Raw genomic sequence first — 19,794 nt, forward strand, 5'->3', positions numbered from 1 at the left:
CCATTGCCCGCTCACCGCAAAAAAGCCGTACGAGAACGGGAGCAAGAAAGCGGTGGTTGATGGATCGGCTTGATTTCGACGCGGCGCGCGCGGTCACGCGGCGTCGGCTGCTGGCGGCGGGGATCGCAGGCGGCGGCGCGGTGCTGGCGGGGCGTGCGCTGGGCGCGGATGTCGATCTGCGGCTGCCCGGTGGCCCGTCCACGCGCGCGATGACGAGCGACTTTCCGCAGAAGGGCGCGATGATCCTGCAACGCGCCCGACCGGCGCTGCTCGAAACGCCGATGGAGGTGTTTCAGCAATCGCTTTACACGCCCAACGATCGCTTCTTCGTCCGTTGGCATTGGGGCGATCTGCCGACCAGCATCGATGTGGAGACCTATCGCATCCGCGTCGGCGGGCATGTCGAGCGGCCGCTGTCGATCTCGCTCGCGCAACTGCTGCGGATGCCGCGGATCGAGCTTGCCGCGGTGAACCAATGTTCGGGCAATTCGCGCGGGCTGTTCGAGCCGCGTGTGCCGGGCGCGCAATGGGGCCATGGCGCGATGGGCAATGCCAAGTGGATGGGCGTGCCGCTGCGCCACGTTCTCGATCTTGCCGGCGTGCGCGGCGGCGCCGTGGCGGTGCGCGTGGGCGCGATGGACAAGCCGCTGGTGGCCGGTGCGCCCGATTTTGAAAAATCGCTGGCGCTCGACCATGCGCGCGACGGCGAGGTGATGCTGGCCTTCGCGATGAACGGCGAGCAATTGCCGCTGCTCAACGGCTTTCCCGTCCGGCTGGTGGTGCCGGGCTGGTTCTCGACCTATTGGATGAAGACGGTTGACGCGATCGAGGTGCTCGCCAGCCCGGACGAAAACTACTGGATGGCGAAAGCGTACAAGATCCCGACCGCGCCGCGCGCCAGCGTGGTGCCGGGATCAAAGGATTTCCCGACCACGCCGATCAATCGCATGATCCCGCGATCGTGGATCACGAGCGTCGCCGATGGCGCCACCTACGGCTACGATCCCGTGCTGCCGATCGAAGGAATTGCGATGGGCGGCGACGTGGGCGTCGCGCGGGTCGAGATTTCGGCCACGGGCGGGCGGACGTGGGAGCCGGCAGCGCTTGGCCGCGAGGACGACCGATATGGCTTCCGCCGCTTCACCGCGCGCGTCAACGTGCCGCGGCCGGGGCGTGTGAAGGTGATGGCGCGGTGCACCAACACGCGCGGAGAAACGCAGCCGATGGAAGCGAACTGGAACCCGGGCGGCTATATGCGCAACTGCGTTGAACCTGTGATCGTGAGGCTCACCTGATGCGCGCCCCCTCGCTCGCGGCCATTGTCCTTGTCCTGATCGCTGGCAGCCTGTTCGTGCTGGTCGCGATCGGCGGCGGGAGCCGGGATGCGCCCAAGCCGGTTGCGGCCGGTGCGCCGCCCGCGCGATCGGTGTCCGTCAATGGCTTCGCCTTGACGTCAACGGCGGTCGATCTGCCCGACGATGCAGCGACCTACCCGCCCGGCCCCCACGCGGATCTGGTCAACCAGCGCTGCCTGTCGTGCCATTCGGCAAGCATGGGGCTGACGCAGCCACGCCTGACGGCGGCGCAATGGGCCGCCACGGTGGAGAAGATGCGCGACACGTATCACGCGCCGATCGCGCCCGGCGACGTGCCCGCGATCGTCAGCTATTTCACCACTCTCCAGGCCAGCAAGCCGCAGCCCGCCGGCTGAACCGATTGTTTGGGGTGACAATGCGCGCGTCTGTCCTATGGGACAGACGATGAGCATCGCTTCCCCCGACAATGCGCGCCCGACGATCCGCGACGTCGCGCGGATCGCGGGCGTTTCGATCAAGACCGTTTCGCGCGTCATCAACGACCAGCAATATGTCAGCGCCGACAAGCGCGAGCGCATCCGCGAGGTGATGCGCGAGATCGGCTTTCAACCCAGCCATGCCGCCCGCGCCCTGGCGGGCCACCGATCGCACCAGATCGCGCTGATCTGCGATAATCCCAATCCCTGGTACGTCTACGAAATCCAGCTCGGCGTGCGCGAACGGTGCGCGCGCGACAAGATCCGCATGATCGCGCAGCCCTATGATCGCGCTTCCCCGACGTTGCTCGAAGACATCGTGGCGCTGCTCGATCAGGCGAACCCCGATGGGCTGGTGCTGGCGCCGCCGGCCTGTGACGACGCGCGGGTGCTGGCCGAACTGAACCGGCGCGACATCCCGTTCGTGAGGCTGCAGCCGGGCGTGCGGATCGACGATGGACCTGCGGTGCTGATCGACAATGAGCGCGCTGCTTTCGACATGACGAGCCATCTGCTGGACTTGGGGCATCGGCGGATCGGCTTCATCGTCGGCGATCGCAGCTATGCCGCGTCCGGCCAGCGCCTCGCCGGCTATATCGGGGCGTTGGGCGAGCAGGCGGTGGAGATCGATCTCGACCTGATCCGCCAGGGACAGTTCGACGTTGCCTCGGGGGAAGCTGCGGCGGACGCGCTGCTATCACTCCCGAACCCGCCGACCGCGATCTTCGCGTCGAGTGACGACATGGCGGCTGGCGTGCTCGCCGCCGCGCACCGCCGCGGCGTGCGCGTGCCCGACGCATTGTCGGTCGCCGGGTTCGACGATGGGCCGACGGCGACGATCGTCTGGCCGTCGTTGACGACGGTGCGCCAGCCGGTGCGCGCACTGGCGGATGCGGCGACCGATATGCTCCTTTCCCTTTCGGAAAGCGGCAAACCACGGCAACGCCGGCTGAAGCACGAAGTAATCCCGCGCGCCTCCTCTGCGTCACCAGCCGGTTGATTAATCAAGCGACTTGGGTGACACCGTTGTCCTACGGTTGATGGAGAGGGTGATAGTGGAAGGCATCGGCAATACGCGCCGGCTGTTGATCGTGGGGCTGGCCTTCACGGCAATCATGCTCAACTACGTTGACCGGCAGATCATCGCGCTGTTGAAGCCGATGCTGCAGACCGAGTTCGGCTGGAGCGATCGGGATTACAGCCACATGGCGTCGGCGTTCCAATTCTCCGCGGCAGTGGCGTTCCTTGGCACCGGCTGGTTCATCGACCGCATCGGCCTCAGGCGCGGGTTTGCGATCGGCGTGGGGGCGTGGAGCCTTGCCGGCATGGCGCATGCGTTTGTCTCGAGCGTGGGCGGGTTCGTCGGCGTGCGCGCGGCGCTTGGCGCGGCCGAATCGATCGGAACGCCGGCACAGGTGAAGACCGCCGCGACCTATTTCCCGCCCGAGCAGCGCTCGCTGATGCTCGGCGTGGGCAACATGGCGTCGAACTTCGGCGCCGTGATCGCGCCGCTGACGATCCCGGCGCTGGCGCTGGCGCTTGGCTGGCGTGCGGCGTTTCTTATCGCTGGCGGGCTAGGGCTCGTCTGGGTCGTGGTCTGGCTCGCGGTGGCGCCGCGCACGCCGGCTACGTCGGGCAATGGCGCAGGCGGCGATCGGGGCGCCTCGGTGCCGTGGTCGTCGCTGCTGCGCGACCGGCGGCAATGGGCGGTGATCGCGGCCAAGGCGCTGAGCGATCAGGTTTGGTGGTTCCTCCTGTTCTTCATGCCCGACCTGTTTCACCGGATGTTCGGCCTGAGCCAGGGAAGCCTGGGCGTGCCGATCGCGACCATCTACTTCCTCGCGGCGCTGGGCTCCCTGAGCGGCGGTATCCTGCCGACGTACCTGCTGCGCCGCGGCGTTGACGTGAACCGCGCGCGCAAAGGATCGATGTTGCTCTATGCCTGCCTGATCCTGCCGGTGCCGCTGGTGCTGCTAACGGGCGATCCATGGGTGGCGGCGGGGCTGCTGGGGCTCGGGCTCTTCGCGCACCAGGGCTTTTCCACCAACGTCTTCGCGATGACGGCGGATATCTTCCCGTCGCGGATGATCGGCACGGCGATCGGGATCGGCGCGTTTGCCGGCAATCTCAGCGGCATGGGAATGATCGAGCTGGCCGGCTGGTCGCTCGATAACGGGCATGGCTACACACCGCTGCTGCTGATCTGCGGCGGATCGTATCTGGTGGCGCTGCTGCTGATCCACTTGCTGGTGCCCAAGCTGGTGGTGGCGGAGCCTGGCATCGCAAAGGTGGCGCCAACTGGCCATTGAGCGACGGCTCCCGAGGCGCCGAAGCAATCGGATCAGGCTCGTCGGTCACGAAGGCAGAGGCATGGCGCGCGGATTTACGGAACTTGCTTAACCTGGAGCAGTTTTGGATGCAGCACATGTCGTGCCACGTCAGCATCAGGAGTATGATTTATGGGTGAGTTCACCGACAAGCTGAACGCTGCGGGCAACAAAATCTCTGGCAAGGCCAAAGAGCTTTATGGCGATGCAACCGACAATCCCGAGCTCGAAGCCGAGGGCGACGCGCAGCAGCTGAAGGGTACCGGTCAGGACGTCAAGGGTAGCGTGAAAGGCGCGCTTGGCGACAAGATCTAAGGTTGCTGTCCGACAGTATGGAGGCCGTTCCGCTTTGCGGAGCGGCCTTTTCGGTGTTTGAGGATGCCAGGGCTTGACTGGCTGATATGTCCAAAGTGGCTTAGCTTGTGCCAGAATCCCGGGCCGCCGGCGTCCTTATCCCCCTTTTGAGGGATGTGTGACTGCCGAGCTTTCGTCCAAGTCGGCATTCCACTTGGGGGGAGGTAACGGTGAGAGGCATCATTGTTCACGCAGCCGTATTGCTTGCGGCTGGCTTGATAGCGGCGCCTGCGGTTGCTCAGGACAACAATCGCGGCGCCTACGCCGAGCTGAGCGTCGGGCTCGCGCGTGTGCACGATAACGACATCGGATATTTCGACGAGGGCGGCACCTTTGGCGGCTCGGGCGCGCGCGACACCGCATGGTTCGAGGCTGATCTACAGAATAGCGCGACCTTCGGCGGCGCACTGGGCTATGATTTCGGCATCGTGCGTGCGGACCTGCGCGTTGATTATGCGCGCAGCAAGATCAGGAGCCTGACGGTCAAGAGCGTCAATGGCTCCCCGCTCACGCTGACGCCGGCCGATGGCGCGGACATCTGCGCCTATCTCGAGGTCGACGACTGCAGTGTCTCGGGCAACACGATTTCCGCCGATGGCAGCCGGGCGCGACAGCTAAGTGCCCTGGCGAACCTCTGGGTCGATATCCCGACCGGCTCCGCCATCACCCCATATGTCGGCGGAGGTGCGGGTATCGGTGGCTATGAAGTCGACGGCGAAGGCAAGGCACGGTTCGCGTGGCAACTCGGCGCAGGCGTGTCCTTCGACCTATCGCCAAGCGTCGCCCTATTCGGCGACTATCGCTTTCGCCAGATCCAAGGCGCCACGATCGCGTATGACGACTTTCCAGACGCGGGTGTCATCGTCGGCAAGGTGAAGACCAGCACCTTCAACCTGGGCGTGCGCTTTCGCTTCTGAGTGAAGCCGGGAGGCTGTTTTCATACTGGCTGATTTGAGCGTGTTAGCCGGCGTATGTGGCTGCCCCCCTTGGGCTAAAACGGTTGCGGTGAACGCTGCGCTGCCGGCGCTGCCTCGCACAAAAAAAGACCCCCGGATTGCTCCGGGGGTCCAAGGCTTCTGACTTGGGGAGGGGGCGTCAGAAGTTGATGCGGCCGGTGACGCCGTAATAGCGGTCAGCGTCACGCGGGATCTGGTAACGATAGGCGTTCGCCGGGCCGCCGTTCTGGATGGCGGCCGCGAAGCTCTGATCGAACAGGTTGCGCACCTGGAAGGTCAGGCGGAAGCGATCGTCCTGGTCGCCAACGCCGGCGGACAGGTTGACCAGGCCATAGCCGTCGATCGTGCCCAGGCGGCGCTGCACCGCGTCAGGCGAGAACAGCGCGAGCTGCTTCGACTGGTAATTGCCCTGCGCGCCGAGGAACACGTCCACCGCACTGCCCGTGCGCCAGCGGTAATCCATGCCGAGCGAGCCCTTCCACTTCGGTGCGAACGGCAAGGACGTGCCCGCCGGGATCACAGCCGTCACCGGGGCGCCAGGCGCCTGGAAGAACTGATCGACGCGCGCATCGGTGTAGGCGATGCCGCCCGAGATCGACAGATCATCGACAGGGCGCAGCACGATGTCGGCCTCGACGCCGCGGGTGGAGACTTCACCGGCATTGGTGAAGCGCGTCACCACCACGCCCGCGACCAGATCCGGGTTGTTCGCCTGGAAATTGTCGTACTTGGCGTAGAAGCCGGCGAGGTTGAGCGTCAGCATGCCGTTGAACAGCGTGTTCTTGAGGCCGATCTCGTAGCTGTCCGACGTTTCCGGCGCGATCACGTTCGTGCCGTTTGCGTTCAGATTGTAGAACACGTTGAACGCCGGACCCTTGTAGCCACGCGTCCAGCCGCCATAGGCGACCACGTCACGGCTGACGTCGAACTGCAGCGCCGCCTTGCCCGACCAATTGTCGTTGGTCGTCTTGCCACGCCACGGGATGCCGTTCGACGCGGCCACTGCCTGCGTCTGCGCGGGACCTGGCAGCACCCCGGCTGCGAGCAGGGCGTTGTAACGGTCGAACACGCCCTGGTCGAAGTTCGCGTTGACGCCAGGGCCAGCCAGCGTCGTCGTGCGGCGATGCGAGACGTTGAGCTGATCGGTGGTGTAGCGCGCGCCGCCGATGAAGCGGAAACGATCGGTGAAGTTGACCGTGAACTGGCTGAACGCCGCGATGTTCTGGAACACCGAGCCGAAGGTCGCGCTGCCGAACGGATTGGTGGTCGCGGGCGCCCCAGCGCTGCCGCACGGGATCAGCGTGGCCGGCACCGCGCTGGCATTGCAGTTCACCACCGAGCGCGAGAACGTCCGCTCCGATGCGGCGCGCGAGTAATAGAGTCCGACCACATAGGAGATGAACTGCCGCGACGGCGACGTCAGGCGGAGCTCCTGGCTGAAGGTATCGCCCGTCTGCGGCCCCAAGTCATGCAGCTGGGTGAAGCCGACGTACGGCGTCGCCAGGAAGTCACCATCGCGGATCTCGGTGTTGGAGAATTCGCGATAGGCGGTGATGCTGGTGACGGTCTGGGTGCCGAGCTCGGTATCGATCTGCAGCGACGCGCCGTAGCTTTCTTCCTCGGTGCGCGTGATCAGATTCTGGTTGATGCGGCGCGTTTCGTTGCCGCGCGGCGTCGGCAGGACCGAGAATATCGCAGGAAACGTGAATGCCGTGCCGGTCGCGTTCGGCGAGCCGGTGCCGATGACCTCGGCGCAGCAATCGTCGTTGTTCTTGCGGTAATCGGCGATGAACGCGACCGTGGTGAGATCGCTCGGCATCCACTTCAGCTGGACGCGCCCGCCGACATGCTCATAGCCGTTGACCCGGCGACCGCCGAAGGCGTCGTTGCGAATGTTGCCATCGAAGCGGCTGTAGAAACCGGTGAAGCGCGACAGCAGGTTCTCGGTAATCGGGATGTTCAGCGCACCGCGAACGCGCGCTTCGTTGCCGCCGGTGAAATAGCTGCCCTCGAGAAAGCCGCCCAGGCCGCGCGTCGGCTGCTTGGTGACGATGTTGATCACGCCGGCCGACGCGTTCTTGCCGAACAGCGTGCCCTGCGGCCCACGCAAAACTTCCATCCGCTCCACGTCGACGAGATCGCCGAACGCTTCGCCGGTCCGCGCCAGCACGACACCATCGACCACGGCGGAAACCGAGGGCTCGCCAGCGATGGAGAAGGTGGTGGTGCCGACGCCGCGCAGGAAGATCGACTGATTGAGCGTGGTGCCCGACTTCTGAACGTTCAGCGACGGGACGAGGGTGGTCGCGCCTTCGAGACCGGGCGCACCCGTGTTCGCCAGCGCTTCGCCACCGATCACCGAAACGGCGAGTGGCACGTCCTGAAGACGCTCGCTGCGCTTCTGCGCCGTGACAACGATGTCGCCATTCGCGGCGTCAGCTACGTCGGTCGATTCGGCCGCTACGCCCGGCGCAGGTGCCGTCTGCTGCGCCGTTGCCGGTTCAGCCGCCTGACCCTCGGGCGACATCGCCTGTGCCGAAGCACCCTGCGCCGCCACGGCGAAGGCCGCGCTCGCGGCGAGCAAAAGCGCCTTGTTAGAGAAACTTACCATTACCCTCTCCTACCCCAAACCAGTCAATCGCCGCGGATCCCGGCGCCACCCTCTTTAATCCCCTTAGTAGATGGGATTTTGCGTGGCGAGCCCGAATTCGGCGACGTTCCATTTGACCGCTTCCCTGTAAGCCGGTTCGGCCATATAAGACAACGGTGTCTTATTTGCCCTCCCCCGCTCGCTCTGTCGCTCTGGGCGACACTGGTCTAACCATCAGCACCATTGCCTGGGGCATGTGGCGCTTCCGCGGGACAGATGTTGCGGCGGCGCGCGCGCTGGTCGAGGCGGCTTTCGACGCCGACGTGACGCTGTTCGACACCGCCGACATCTACGGCCCTGACAATGACGAGGAGTTCGGTGCCGCCGAGGCGCTGCTTGGGCGCGTCTTCGCGGAAGCGCCGGGCTTGCGCGAGAAAATGGTGCTGGCGTCCAAGGGCGGCATCCGCATGGGCGTGCCGTATGATTCGAGCGCTGCTTATCTAGCGGAGGCGATCGACGCTTCGCTGACGCGCCTGCGCTGCGAGAAGATCGACCTGTACCAGATCCACCGGCCGGACATGCTGACGCACCCGCAGGAAGTGGCGCGCGCGCTCGACGATGCGCGTACGGCGGGCAAGATCACCGCGATCGGCGTGTCGAATCACACGCCCGCCCAGACCGCGGCGCTGGCCGAATTCATCACCGTGCCGGTCGTCAGTCACCAGCCCGAATTCTCCGCCCTGACCACGACGCCACTGTTCGATGGATTGTTCGATCAGGCGATGCAGCGCGGCATGGCGGTGCTGGCCTGGTCACCACTTGGTGGTGGCCGCCTCGCTGATCCGACTGACGAGCGCTCGCGCGCTGTCGTTGCGCTGCTCGACGAAAAGGCTGAGGAAGCCGGGGTCGACCGCACCGCCGCCGCCTATAGCTGGATCATGGCGCACCCCGCGCGCCCGATCCCGATCGTCGGCACGCAGAATGTGTCGCGGATCGCGACGATCCCCGACGCCTACAAACCGCAGTGGACGCGCGAGCAATGGTACGCCGTCCTTCAAGCCAGCATGGGAGAGCGTTTGCCGTGACCGGTTCGACCAACCAACAACAGTGCGAAGTTAGCTGGTTTTCGGCGCTGTGCGATGACGATTACGAGTTCCTCGGCGTTCCCGATCCCAAGCTAAAGTCGAGCTGGGAGCATTGCCGCGACATCGTGCTGCAGGCCGAAAGCGGCGGGTTCGACAATATCCTGCTGCCGTCGGGCTATGCGCTGGGCATCGACACCACCGCCTTTGCCGCGGCGATTGCGACGATGGTGAAGCGTATGCGTCTGCTGATGGCGGTGCGCATCGGTGAAAGCTGGCCGCCGCAGCTGGCGCGCCAGATCGCGACGATCGACCGCATCCTTGGCGGGCGGCTGACGGTGAACATCATTTCCTCCGACCTGCCGGGTGAGACGCTGGCCAGCGCGCCGCGCTATGCGCGCACGCTGGAGGCGATGCAGATCCTCAAAGTCATGCTGAACGGCGAGGCGCTGGATCACCAGGGCGAGTTCTGGAACCTGAAGCTTGATCCGCCGGCTGTTATCACTGTGTCCGGCAAGTGCCCGCCGCTGTATTTCGGTGGCTTGTCGCCGGACGCGCGCGACGTCGCGGCGCAGGGTGCCGACGTGTACCTGATGTGGCCGGACAAGAAGGAAGCGGTGCAGGCGATTATCGACGACATGACTGCGCGCGCCGCCAAGCACGGCCGCACGCTGAAGTTCGGCTATCGCGCGCATGTGATCGTGCGCGATACCGAGGCGGAGGCACGCGCTGCCGCCGACCGGCTGCTGTCCAAGCTGGACGCGGCGCAGGGTGCGGCGATCCGCAACAAGTCGCTCGACACCACCTCGACCGGCGTCGCCGCGCAGGCCGCGCTGCGCGAGGGCGCGACCGATGATGGCTATGCCGAGGAGAACCTTTGGACCGGCGTCGGTCGCGCCCGTTCGGGCTGCGGCGCGGCGATCGTCGGTGATCCCGACCAGGTGCTGGCCAAGTTGAAGATGTACCAGGACATGGGGATCGAGGCCTTCGTCCTTTCGGGCTACCCGCACGCTGCCGAAGCCGATCTGTTCGCGCGCCACGTATTGCCGAAGCTCGAGCACGGACCGCTGGTACTCTAACTGGGCGATCGGGGGAGCGGCGTGGCCGCTTCCCCGACCTTCCTCATCGGTCAGGATTACTCCTCCCCCGCTCGTGCTAGGCTTGTCGAAGCACGTGGCTTGGGCGGTATCGGATCAAAACGCGCCCCTCGACAGGTTCAGGGCGAGTGGGGAAGGGTGACTGGTCACTTCCCCAATCAAGTGGGAGAGGAAGATGCACACCGACAAGCCGCTGATCGTCGGCATCGGCGGGACAACCGTCGCCGGCTCATCGACCGAGCGCGCGTTGCAGATCGCGCTGGCCGCGGCGGCAGACGCTGGCGCGGACGTTCGGCTGTTCGGTGGCGAGACGCTCGCCGCTTTGCCGCTCTACACCCCCGGGATCGCGCGCGCCGAGAATGAGCGCGCGCTGGTCGAGGCAGTACGCGCCGCATCGGGCGTCATCATCGCCTCGCCCGGCTATCACGGCAGCGTTTCCGGGCTGGTGAAGAATGCGATCGACCTATTGGAAGAGACGGCACGTGATCCGCGGCCCTATCTCGCCGACGTGCCGGTCGGCCTGATTGCCACGGCATACGGCTGGCAGGCGACGGGATCGACGGTGGCGGCGCTGCGCTCGATCGCGCACGCGCTCCGCGGTTGGCCGACGCCGTTTGCGGCCACGGTGAACAGTGCACAGGCGAAGCTCGACGCCGAGGGTGGGTGCAGCGATCCAGCCGTGGTCGACCAGCTTCGCCTCGTCGGGCGCCAGGTCGCGGCGGCAGCGCTGCGCGACCATGCGATGCGGGCGGCGGCATGAGCGTTCGTCTGCAATCCGCTGACGGCGGGTTCGACGTTTTCGCTGGCGAGGTGCTGATTATCCGCCATCGCGCGGATGCCCCGGCGCTGTTCGTTGGCGCAGGGACGCCGCGCGTCGACATGTATCGCGGCAATTACTTCCTTGAGGACAAGGTCGCCGAGCGGATTGCCCTGCGTGAGGCGACTGTCGACGGCCAGCGAGTGACGCTGTCCACCAACGGGCAGCCGCTGCTGGCACTGACCGTGCAGGACGGGGCGCTGGCGGTCGAGGCGCTGAACCCGGCGCTCAATCGCCTGTGGCTGACGGCCGTCGGTCAGGCGGGCGAGCGCTTCTGGGGCGGCGGCGAGCAGATGTCCTATGTCGACATGGCGGGGCGGCGCTTTCCGATGTGGACGTCCGAACCGGGCGTCGGGCGCGACAAGTCGACGCTGATGACGTTTCAGTGCGATCGCGATCATCGCTCGGGCGGCGATTACTGGAACACCAATTATCCGCAGCCGACGTATCTCTCGTCGCGCCGCTACGCGCTGCATGTGGATACGACGGCATATAGCTGCTTCGACTTTCGAGACGCCGCCGCACCGGAGATCGAGGTGTGGGAGATCCCGGCGCGAATCGAGCTCTTCGCGGCGCATCGCTTCGCCGGGATCGTGGGCCAGCTCTCCTCACGTTTCGGGCGCCAACCACAGCTGCCGGCATGGGCCTATTCGGGCGCGATCCTTGGCCTGAAGGACGGCACGCGCAGCTTCGAGCGGATGGAAGCGATCCTCGCTGCCGGTGCCGCCGTGACCGGCTTGTGGTGCGAGGATTGGGTCGGGTTGCGGGTCACCAGCTTCGGCAAGCGGCTGTTCTGGGACTGGAAGGCGAACGACGCGCGCTATCCCAATCTGCGCGAGAAGATCGCCGAGCTGGGCGAGCGTGGCATTCGCTTCATGGGCTACGTGAATCCGTATCTTGCGGTCGACGGCACGCAATATGTGGAAGCCGAGGAGGCAGGGTATCTGGCGCTGAAGCTCGCTGCCGACGAGCCATATATCGTCGATTTCGGCGAGTTCGATTGCGGCATCGTCGATTTCACCAATCCTGCCGCGGCGGAATGGTTCGCTGATCGCGTGATCGGCCGCGAGATGCTCGACCTCGGGCTGTCGGGCTGGATGGCGGATTTCGGGGAATATCTCCCCACCGACGTGCGCTTGCACGACGGCAGCGACGGGATGCTGGCGCACAATGCCTGGCCGACATTGTGGGCCGAGGTGAACGCACGCGCCGTTGCCAGCCGCGGCAAGACGGGCGATGCGGTGTTCTTCATGCGCGCTGGCTTCACCGGCGTGGGCGCGCATTGCCCGCTTCTGTGGGCAGGCGACCAGTGCGTCGACTTCTCGCGCCACGATGGGATCGGCACGGTCATTCGCGCGGCCTTGTCCTCGGGCCTGGTCGGCAACGCCTATCACCATAGCGATCTTGGCGGATACACCAGCCTCTACGACAATGTGCGCACGCCCGAATTGCTGATGCGCTGGAGCGAATTGTCGGCCTTCTCGCCCGTCATGCGCAGCCACGAGGGAAATCGGCCCGACAGCAACCTGCAGCTAGACGGCGACGCGGCGGTGCTGGCGCATTTCGTGGCGATGACCAAGGTTCATGCCGCGCTGGCGCCTTATGTCGCGAGCTTGTGCGAAGAAGCCGCGGCAACGGGGCTTCCGGTGCAGCGCGCGATGTTCCTCGATTACGAGGACGATGCAGCATGCTGGGGTGTGGAGACGCAATTCGCTTATGGCCGCGACTTGATCGTCGCGCCGGTGATCGAAGCGGGCGCCGATCGATGGTCCGCCTATCTGCCCGCAGGGCCGGAATGGCGGCACCTGTGGTCCGACGCGGTATTCACGGGCGGCCAGAACGTTGAAGTTGCCGCGCCGATCGGCCAGCCGCCGGTGTTCTATCGCAGTGACAGCGCGTTTACGGCGCTGTTCGCCTCGATCGGCACAGCTTAGGTCATGCGCGGGTTTCGGTGCGCTAAATTGGCGTCGGGTTTGGAGCAGGGGGAACAGCGGCCGTGACGCGATATCCGACGCTGCCGCTCGCGGCGGATCTTTACAACGATCTCGAGCCTTCTCCCGAATCCAGCTGGCGCGATCTTGTGCCGGGGCTGATGGTGGCCGGGCTCGCCACCATGGCGGCGGCCTTCGTCGCCGATCATTATGGCGCACCGCTGACGCTGATGGCGCTGTTGATCGGGTTGGCGCTCAATTTCCTTGGTGCCGATCGGCGCATGGGGCCGGGTCTCGGCTTTGCCTCCAAGACGCTGCTGCGGTGGGGCATCGTGCTTGTCGGCGCGCGCATCACGCTTGGGCAGATCGTCGGGCTTGGCCCGATGACGCTGCTCGCCGTCGTAGTGATCCTGCTGGTGACGCTGGGCAGCGGGGTGATCATTGCGCGCGCGCTTGGCCTTGGCAGCGCGTTTGGTACGTTGGCAGGCGGTGCGGTGGCGATCTGCGGCGCATCGGCAGCGATGGCGCTGGCGACGACCTTGGGCGAGAGGCGCGCCAATCAGGCACAGCTGGCCTTGGTGCTCGTCGGCATTTCCGCCGCGAGCGCCACCGCGATGTTCCTCTACCCCACCCTGGCTCACCAACTGGGGCTCACCGATCGGCAGGCCGGCTTCATGCTCGGCGCGTCGGTCCATGACGTGGCGCAGGCACTCGGCGCCGGCTACAGCTATTCGGACAGTGCGGGCCAGATCGCAGCGATCGTGAAGCTGACGCGTGTCGCCCTGCTCGCGCCCGTGCTCGCGCTGGTCGCGGCGTTCTTTCGGCCAGAGGACGGCAAGAAGACCGGGATCACGCTGCCGTGGTTCGTCGTCGGATTCTTTGCCTTTGCTGGCATCAACTCACTCGGCATCATCCCGGCGATCGCGAGCCGCGGCGTACAGGATGTCGCCACGGCTTGTCTTGCCTGTGCTGTCGCCGCGACGGGGATACGCGCGCCGATGAGCTCGTTGCTGGAAACGGGGATGAAGCCGATCCTGGTGATCGTGATTGCGTCGCTGGTGGCGCTGGCGCTGTCGCTCGCCGGGGCGCTGATCCTGCTCTAAGCCAAAGATGAGCAGCCGGCGTGATCACGCCGGCCGCCAGTGGATCCACTCGCCATAGGGGTGGCAGGTCGCGAGATGGCGGCGGACGCCGTCTGGCCAGCACGTCAGCATCAGTCGTACCTCACTGCGACATTCAGTCCATTCGAAGCTGATCCACGCCAGAGGCCGCGCCTGGTCGGCACCCGCGCCGGCGCGGTGAATATGGTCCGTTATCGCGGCGCGTTGCTGCGCGTTGAGATATTGCAGCACCATGGAATGGAAGACGACGCGGCACAGCCCGGCTGGCTGGGGCGTTGCGAGCTGTCGCGGCAGCCAGCGGGTCAGATCGTCGCGATCGATGGCGGGCGGATGCGCCTGCGCCAGCGCGATCGCCTGCGTCAGCAGGGCGGCGCGGAACGGATCGTCGGTCCACGCGAACGAGGACAATCGCTCGCGTGCGGCCGCATCGGAGACGTCGAGCGGCCGGAGGTCGACACCGCGTGCTGCCGCGATCCTGACACTGCCGACGGGGGCCGCCGCACCGCGCCATGCGGGCGCCACAAGCACGGGCGATCCGGCCGATCCCGCTTCCTGCCCGCCCAGATCGTAGCGGTAATGGGCAAGGTTCAGGTTGAGCCCGGCGCTCGAGCCAAGTTCAAGCAACGTGAACGGCATGTCGACCATGCTGGCGACAACCATCAATGCCGCGACAATCGCACCGGCGCGAGCAACCTCGTTGGTTTGCGGCGGATCGCGCATCCATGCGGCGATGAACTCGTCCCGCTCGGCCATCACTGCCCCAACCGCCCCGTCGAAATCGTCATGGTCGTGGCGGAGCAACGTGGCGAGACGCCCATCCTCGTCTGCTCGGGCCAACGCGTGAAGCGCGCCATTGAAGCGCATGGCCAAGCCCGCCGCGGCCGCATCGCCCGGCCAGTTGCGGATCAGGGCGGCGGTACGCGGCGCACGGTGAAGTTGACGCTGGCCGGCTTCCAGCAGGGCAGCGACGAACGGCTGATCAAGCGATCGCAGGACGATCGCCTGGCGCGCCAGCACCGCGACTTCGGCGCCGGCAGCCGTTTCGAATGGTGAAAGGAAGATGGTTAGAACTCCTTCCACGTGTCATCCGCGCGTACCAGCGCGGAAACGGCGGCCGCGGGCAAAGCGCGGGTCGGGCCGGCGAAGCGCGAAGGCTCCATGGGCCGGGAAGCGGCACGCTTCGGCCCGCGTCCGGCGGTGATGAAGCGGCCGGCCTGATCGGCCAGCCCGCTGACCTCGCCAACCAGACTGCGCGCTGCGGCCGAGGTTTGCTCGACCATCGCGGCGTTCTGCTGCGTGGACTGGTCCATCGTCCCGATCGCCGCTGAAATCTGCGTGATCGCGGCCGACTGCGCCTGATTGTCCACCGCCATCGATGCCAGCAGTTCGTGGACCTGCGCCACGTCGCCAGAGATGTTTGCCAGCGCGCCATCCACCTTGGTGACGGCCTCGACCGCGGTGACGATGTCGGTCTGCGTGACGGTCAGCTGACTGCGCGCGCGCTTCGCTTCTTCCTCGGCGCGCATCGCCAGCGCCGAGACGAGGTCTGCCACCACCGCGAAGCCGCGGCCGGCATCACCAGCACGCCCCGCCTCGACGGCGGCGTTCATCGCCAGAACCCGCGTCTGGAACGCGATCTTGTCGAGCCCCTCGATTACGCTGTCGATGCCCTTGGCACTGTCGCTGACACGCCCCATCGCCTGCACCGCCTCGTCCGCCACCGCACGGCCGCCACCGACCGTAGCGATTGCCTGATCGGCGCGCTCCACCGTCCGCGTTGCCGCAACAGCCGAGGCGCGCAGGCGGCCGTCCATTTGCGCGACCGATGCCGCCGTCTCCTCCAGCGAAGCGGCGTTGCTTTCCGTGCGCCGTGCGAGGTCTTCGGAGGCTTGGGCGATCTCGCCCGAACCGGTGCGGATTGCAGCGGCACTTTCCGACACCGATCCGATCAGGTCGTGCAGCCGGACAAGCGCCTCGTTGAAATTCGTCTTGAGCGCCGCATAATGAGCGGGGAACTCCGCCGTGATCTGCGCCGTCAGGTCGCCCTCGGACAGCCGGGCAAGCTGCGTCGACACCGCATCAACCACCAGCTTCTGCGCGACATCGGCATCCGCCTTGGCAGCATCGGCGGCCTGTTTGGCGATGGCGGCATCCTGGAACACCGATACCGCACGCGCCATTGCGCCCAATTCGTCACCCCTGCTGGTGGCGGGAACGGTGACGTCGTTGCGGCCCGCGGCCAGTTCGCCCATCGTCTGCGTCAATGCCGTCACCGGGCGCGAGATCGCGCGGGTCAGCAGCACCGCCAGCACCACCGCCAATCCGATCAGCAGGATGCCGCCGATCGCCATGGCAGTGAAGCCCATCGCGATGGCGCCTTCCTGCCGAGCAGCGTTGCGCTCGATCGCGCTGGTCTCGGCATCGCGGATCGCGCGCAGCGGCAGCACCGCGGCGCTGACCAGCACCGCCTTACCGGCGCCGCGTACCTCCTCCTCCGCCGCAAGCCGCTCGCCTCGCTTGACGCGCGCGATCAACCGGTCGCCCCAGTTACGCCGCCACGCCAGCGTCTCGCGCTGGGAGGTCAGCAACGCTTCGCGCTCCTGCCCGGTCAGCACTGCCGCCAGTTCGGCCGCGGTTGCGTCATATTCGACGCGCGCTTCCTCGTAGGACTTGAGGTAGGTCGAGTCCGCCGTGACGAGAAAGCCGCGTAGCTGGCTGTTCTGGCGCAGCAGCGACGTTTCCAGCGTCTGCGCGCGGGCATAGAGCGACTGGCTGGCATTGCTCAGCCGGGTCGACTCCCGGATCGATGCGAAGTTGGTGTACAACATCACCATCATCGCCAGCGCTGCCGTACAGATCAGCAAGAACGACAGGCTCAGTTTGCGCGATATGCTCATCGCCGTCAGCATCGGCATTGCCTTCAATTCTAAGAAGGAACAGGAGGAGAAAGGGAGGCGCAAGCGCCCCCCTCTGTCCCTCAGAAGTCCAGACGCGCGGTCAGCGACGTGTTGCGGCCGTTCAGCGGACGCCCACGGACAATGCCGGTCGCAGGAATGGAGGCATCGTCAAAGGCATTGAACGCCTTCACGTTGAACAGATTGCTCGCGTTCAGCGTCAGCTCCAGGCGTGGCACCGGCCGGAACTGCAGAAAGGCGTTGGTCGTAACGAAGCCGGGCATGCGCAGCACATTGTCATCCTGTGCGAAGCTGCCGGTTGTCCCGATTAGCACCGCACCCACCGCAAAGCGTTCCGTGACGATCTGCGGCGTCGTCTGGAAGATGAACTTCGCCTGGTGCCGGGGAATGTTTCCGGCCACCGCAGGGTTGATGCGATCGCGGACGATCTCGGCATCGGTATAGGTTCCGCCGGCGGTGAGGCTGAATACCCCGCGCCGATAGCCGCCCTCGAATTCCAAGCCGAATGCCTCATAGTCGCGCGCGATCAGGCCCGACGTGACCGGGTCGACATTGGTATCCTGCGCCTTGGCCCAGAACCCGGTGAGGTTCAGGGTCAGGTCGGCGCGGCGATACTTCACACCGGCTTCGGCCTGCTTCACCGGATCGAACGCGGCACTGGGGATCAGCAGGCTGCCGTCAGTGGTGCTGACGATGTTGCTGAACAGGATGCGATCGGCATTGGCGCGGGCACCGCGGCTGTAGCGCGCGAAGACCGCCAGCGGATCGGCAATGCGGAAGTTGATCCCGGCCGAATAGGACAGGTAATCATATTTGTAGTCGACCGGCGCCGGGGCGCTGAGCGGGGTCACACCGACCTTTTGTTCAGCGATCGAGATGACGCTATCGCCGTTCATGTCACGTGCCACCGTGCCGACGCGCCCACCGCCGAGGTCGGAACCGAAGATACGGCCCTCTGCGTTGCCATAGTCGTAGCGGATGCTGCCGCCGATCGCGACGCGGCCGATATGGTAGTTCACCGACGCAAACGGCGCATTCACCGCATAGTCGACACGAAGCGACCGCCGCCGCGTGCCGCGTGCCAGCGCGAGGTTATATGCATAGGCGCCGTCCTGGGTCACCGCGCGCCCGGCGCGATCGGTGATGTTGAGCAACGCCGCCTCGCCATCCCCGCGCAGCTCGGAGACAAAGGTGGTCCACAGCGCGTCGCGATCAATCGTCTGCCGCGCGGCATAGAAGCCTGCTGTCGTCGTCAGGTCGCCGCCGCCCAGCTGCCATACCCGGCTGGCTCGGAGATCGTTGGTGACGTTGTCATAGCTGTTAAGCCGCAAATCGAGCATGTTGAGCGCGACGAGCAGCCCGTTGCCGTTGAGGGTGGAGGGATCGGCGATCACCTGCCCGGCGCGCGGGCCATTCGCATAGCTGAGCGTCGCGCCCGCGCCACCCAGCGACTGCGCACCAACCGCTGCGGGCAGATAGGCGCTGGTAAACGGCGAGACGAGCGTTCCCGAGAGGTCCGAGAAGCGGAACCGCTCGGTCACCGTCCAGCCATTGAGATCGATCTGCGCCTCCAGGCCCAACGATGCAGCCTTGACGCTCTGGCCCTCCGCGACGTCGTTGACGGTGACATTGTTGTTGCCGTCCAGCACCAGATTGCTGCGGATGTTGCGCGACAACAGCGTATCCTTGACGCCATCGAAGCCCGGCAGCGTGGTCACCTTGGGATCGGCATTGGTGCCCGTCGCGCGGAACGGCACCGCCTCGTAGAAGGGCGTACGATCGTCGAGATATTTGCCGTACAGCCGGATATAGCCGCCGGTGAGCTCCTTGGTGACGTTGGCCTTGATCTGGCCGCCCTTCTGCGCGTCATAACCCGTACGGCGGGGGCCTTCGCCCTGCCGATAGAAACCGCCCACGTGGAAGCGTACGCTATCGGTCAGCCGTGCACCGTAATCGAAGTCCGTGCGGTACTGATTGAAATCTAGACCGGCGGTCACCGCAACCGCACCACCCTCGACCTCGCCCGTCTTGGAAACAAAATTGATGATGCCACCCGGTGAGTTCGACGCAAAGGTGGAGGCCGAGCCGCCGCGGATCACGCTGACCTGCGACAGATTGAGATCGACCCGCAGGAAATTGTCAGCGCCGGCACCTTGAATGTCGCCGAATTCGAGCACCGGCAGCCCGTCTTCCTGCAGCTGCACGAACTTCGCACCCGACGATGCGATCGGCAGACCGCGGATCGAGAGGCTCACCGAGCCCTCCCCCGTCGAAGCTTCCGAGCGGATGCCGGGAATATCGCGCAGGAGGTCACCAACCGAGCTCGGTGCCAGCTTACGGATTTCGGACTCGCGCAGCGAGCTGGTCGACGTGGCACTATCCAGGCGGTCACGGCCCTTAGCGACACCGGTCGTGACGATGTCAGCCCCTTGCGGCGCCTGGGCTGCGATCACCGGCCCAGCGGGCGATTTCGGAGCCGCGCTTGCGGCCACAGGCGCCAACAGAGCGATTGGTGCCGCGGCCACCAACAGATAGTTCTTCATCTAATTTTTGCCCCTGATACTGTTGCAAACAGTTATAGGAGGCGCGTCCATGGGCAGGGTCGCCCACCGGAATTTATGTAGCCGTCAACGGTTACAGCGCGCTGCTCACAAGCAGAGGATCACGGTCGCGGCGAGAGCAAGGGCAGAAGGCCTGTGGGCATCGCCGGCGCGGCGCGGGCCGTTCAAACACCGCTCTAAATTGTTTAGCCGTGTCAGCCGATGCGCCAGCAAAGCTGTCGTCCAGCCAAGAGCGTTTGCCGATCGGTGCT

At 65.7% G+C, this 19,794-nt stretch carries 15 protein-coding genes; 11 read left to right on the forward strand and 4 right to left on the reverse strand.

The features are described from left to right. The first annotated feature begins 59 nt into the window (after positions 1-59). The 6 genes from SPMU_RS11365 to SPMU_RS11390 all read left to right on the forward strand — a co-directional run bounded on the left by SPMU_RS11365 (position 60) and on the right by SPMU_RS11390 (position 5,390). A complete protein-coding gene (locus SPMU_RS11365; protein WP_088333982.1) occupies positions 60-1,295 on the forward strand; it encodes a molybdopterin-dependent oxidoreductase in 1,236 nt (411 codons plus the stop codon). Beyond that, complete coding sequence (locus SPMU_RS11370) at positions 1,295-1,711, forward strand: hypothetical protein (protein ID WP_088333983.1); 417 nt, start codon at positions 1,295-1,297, stop codon at positions 1,709-1,711. The genes SPMU_RS11365 and SPMU_RS11370 overlap by 1 nt, the downstream gene beginning before the upstream one ends. A gap of 49 nt (positions 1,712-1,760) precedes the next feature. Further along, the gene (locus SPMU_RS11375) at positions 1,761-2,792 is read left to right on the forward strand and encodes a LacI family DNA-binding transcriptional regulator (RefSeq protein ID WP_088334134.1); all 1,032 of its coding nucleotides are present in this window, start codon (positions 1,761-1,763) and stop codon (positions 2,790-2,792) included. A 55-nt stretch (positions 2,793-2,847) separates the two neighbouring features. Beyond that, entirely contained in the window at positions 2,848-4,101 is a 1,254-nt protein-coding gene (locus tag SPMU_RS11380) for an MFS transporter (RefSeq protein ID WP_245833122.1), read from the forward strand. Positions 4,102-4,251: 150 nt separating this feature from the next. Further along, entirely contained in the window at positions 4,252-4,434 is a 183-nt protein-coding gene (locus tag SPMU_RS11385; RefSeq protein ID WP_088333985.1) for a CsbD family protein, read from the forward strand. 209 nt (positions 4,435-4,643) lie between these two features. Further along, entirely contained in the window at positions 4,644-5,390 is a 747-nt protein-coding gene (locus SPMU_RS11390) for an outer membrane protein (RefSeq protein WP_169715700.1), read from the forward strand. 178 nt (positions 5,391-5,568) lie between these two features. Here the strand turns inward: SPMU_RS11390 and SPMU_RS11395 are convergent, their stop codons facing one another. After that, positions 5,569-8,040 (reverse strand): TonB-dependent receptor, encoded by a 2,472-nt coding sequence (locus SPMU_RS11395; RefSeq protein ID WP_245833125.1) that lies wholly within the window; start codon positions 8,038-8,040, stop codon positions 5,569-5,571. 155 nt (positions 8,041-8,195) lie between these two features. Here SPMU_RS11395 and SPMU_RS11400 point away from each other — a divergent pair, with 155 nt between their 5' ends. The 5 genes from SPMU_RS11400 (at position 8,196) to SPMU_RS11420 (ending at position 14,049) form a co-directional block, all read left to right on the forward strand. Further along, positions 8,196-9,104, forward strand: a complete 909-nt coding sequence (locus SPMU_RS11400) for an aldo/keto reductase (RefSeq protein ID WP_425442178.1) — start codon at positions 8,196-8,198, stop codon at positions 9,102-9,104. Continuing rightward, a complete protein-coding gene (locus tag SPMU_RS11405; protein WP_245833128.1) occupies positions 9,101-10,180 on the forward strand; it encodes an LLM class flavin-dependent oxidoreductase in 1,080 nt (359 codons plus the stop codon). Before SPMU_RS11400 ends, SPMU_RS11405 begins: the two co-directional genes overlap by 4 nt. Before the next feature lie 193 nt (positions 10,181-10,373). After that, a complete protein-coding gene (locus tag SPMU_RS11410; RefSeq protein WP_088333989.1) occupies positions 10,374-10,958 on the forward strand; it encodes an NADPH-dependent FMN reductase in 585 nt (194 codons plus the stop codon). After that, a complete protein-coding gene (locus tag SPMU_RS11415; RefSeq protein WP_088333990.1) occupies positions 10,955-12,949 on the forward strand; it encodes an alpha-glucosidase in 1,995 nt (664 codons plus the stop codon). The genes SPMU_RS11410 and SPMU_RS11415 overlap by 4 nt, the downstream gene beginning before the upstream one ends. Before the next feature lie 62 nt (positions 12,950-13,011). After that, the gene (locus tag SPMU_RS11420) at positions 13,012-14,049 is read left to right on the forward strand and encodes a YeiH family protein (protein WP_245833131.1); all 1,038 of its coding nucleotides are present in this window, start codon (positions 13,012-13,014) and stop codon (positions 14,047-14,049) included. A 24-nt stretch (positions 14,050-14,073) separates the two neighbouring features. Here SPMU_RS11420 and SPMU_RS11425 read toward each other — a convergent pair whose 3' ends face one another. The 3 genes from SPMU_RS11425 to SPMU_RS11435 form a co-directional block, all read right to left on the reverse strand. Next, complete coding sequence (locus SPMU_RS11425; protein ID WP_245833134.1) at positions 14,074-15,147, reverse strand: DUF2332 domain-containing protein; 1,074 nt, start codon at positions 15,145-15,147, stop codon at positions 14,074-14,076. Then, on the reverse strand, positions 15,132-16,976 hold the full coding sequence (locus SPMU_RS11430; RefSeq protein ID WP_088334138.1) for a methyl-accepting chemotaxis protein: 1,845 nt from the start codon (positions 16,974-16,976) through the stop codon (positions 15,132-15,134). Before SPMU_RS11430 ends, SPMU_RS11425 begins: the two co-directional genes overlap by 16 nt. Before the next feature lie 68 nt (positions 16,977-17,044). Continuing rightward, complete coding sequence (locus SPMU_RS11435; RefSeq protein ID WP_088333991.1) at positions 17,045-19,525, reverse strand: TonB-dependent receptor domain-containing protein; 2,481 nt, start codon at positions 19,523-19,525, stop codon at positions 17,045-17,047. Positions 19,526-19,794 lie beyond the last annotated feature (269 nt).

Origin of the sequence: Sphingomonas mucosissima, from assembly GCF_002197665.1 — a bacterium.
GTDB classification, from domain to species: Bacteria; Pseudomonadota; Alphaproteobacteria; order Sphingomonadales; family Sphingomonadaceae; genus Sphingomonas; species Sphingomonas mucosissima.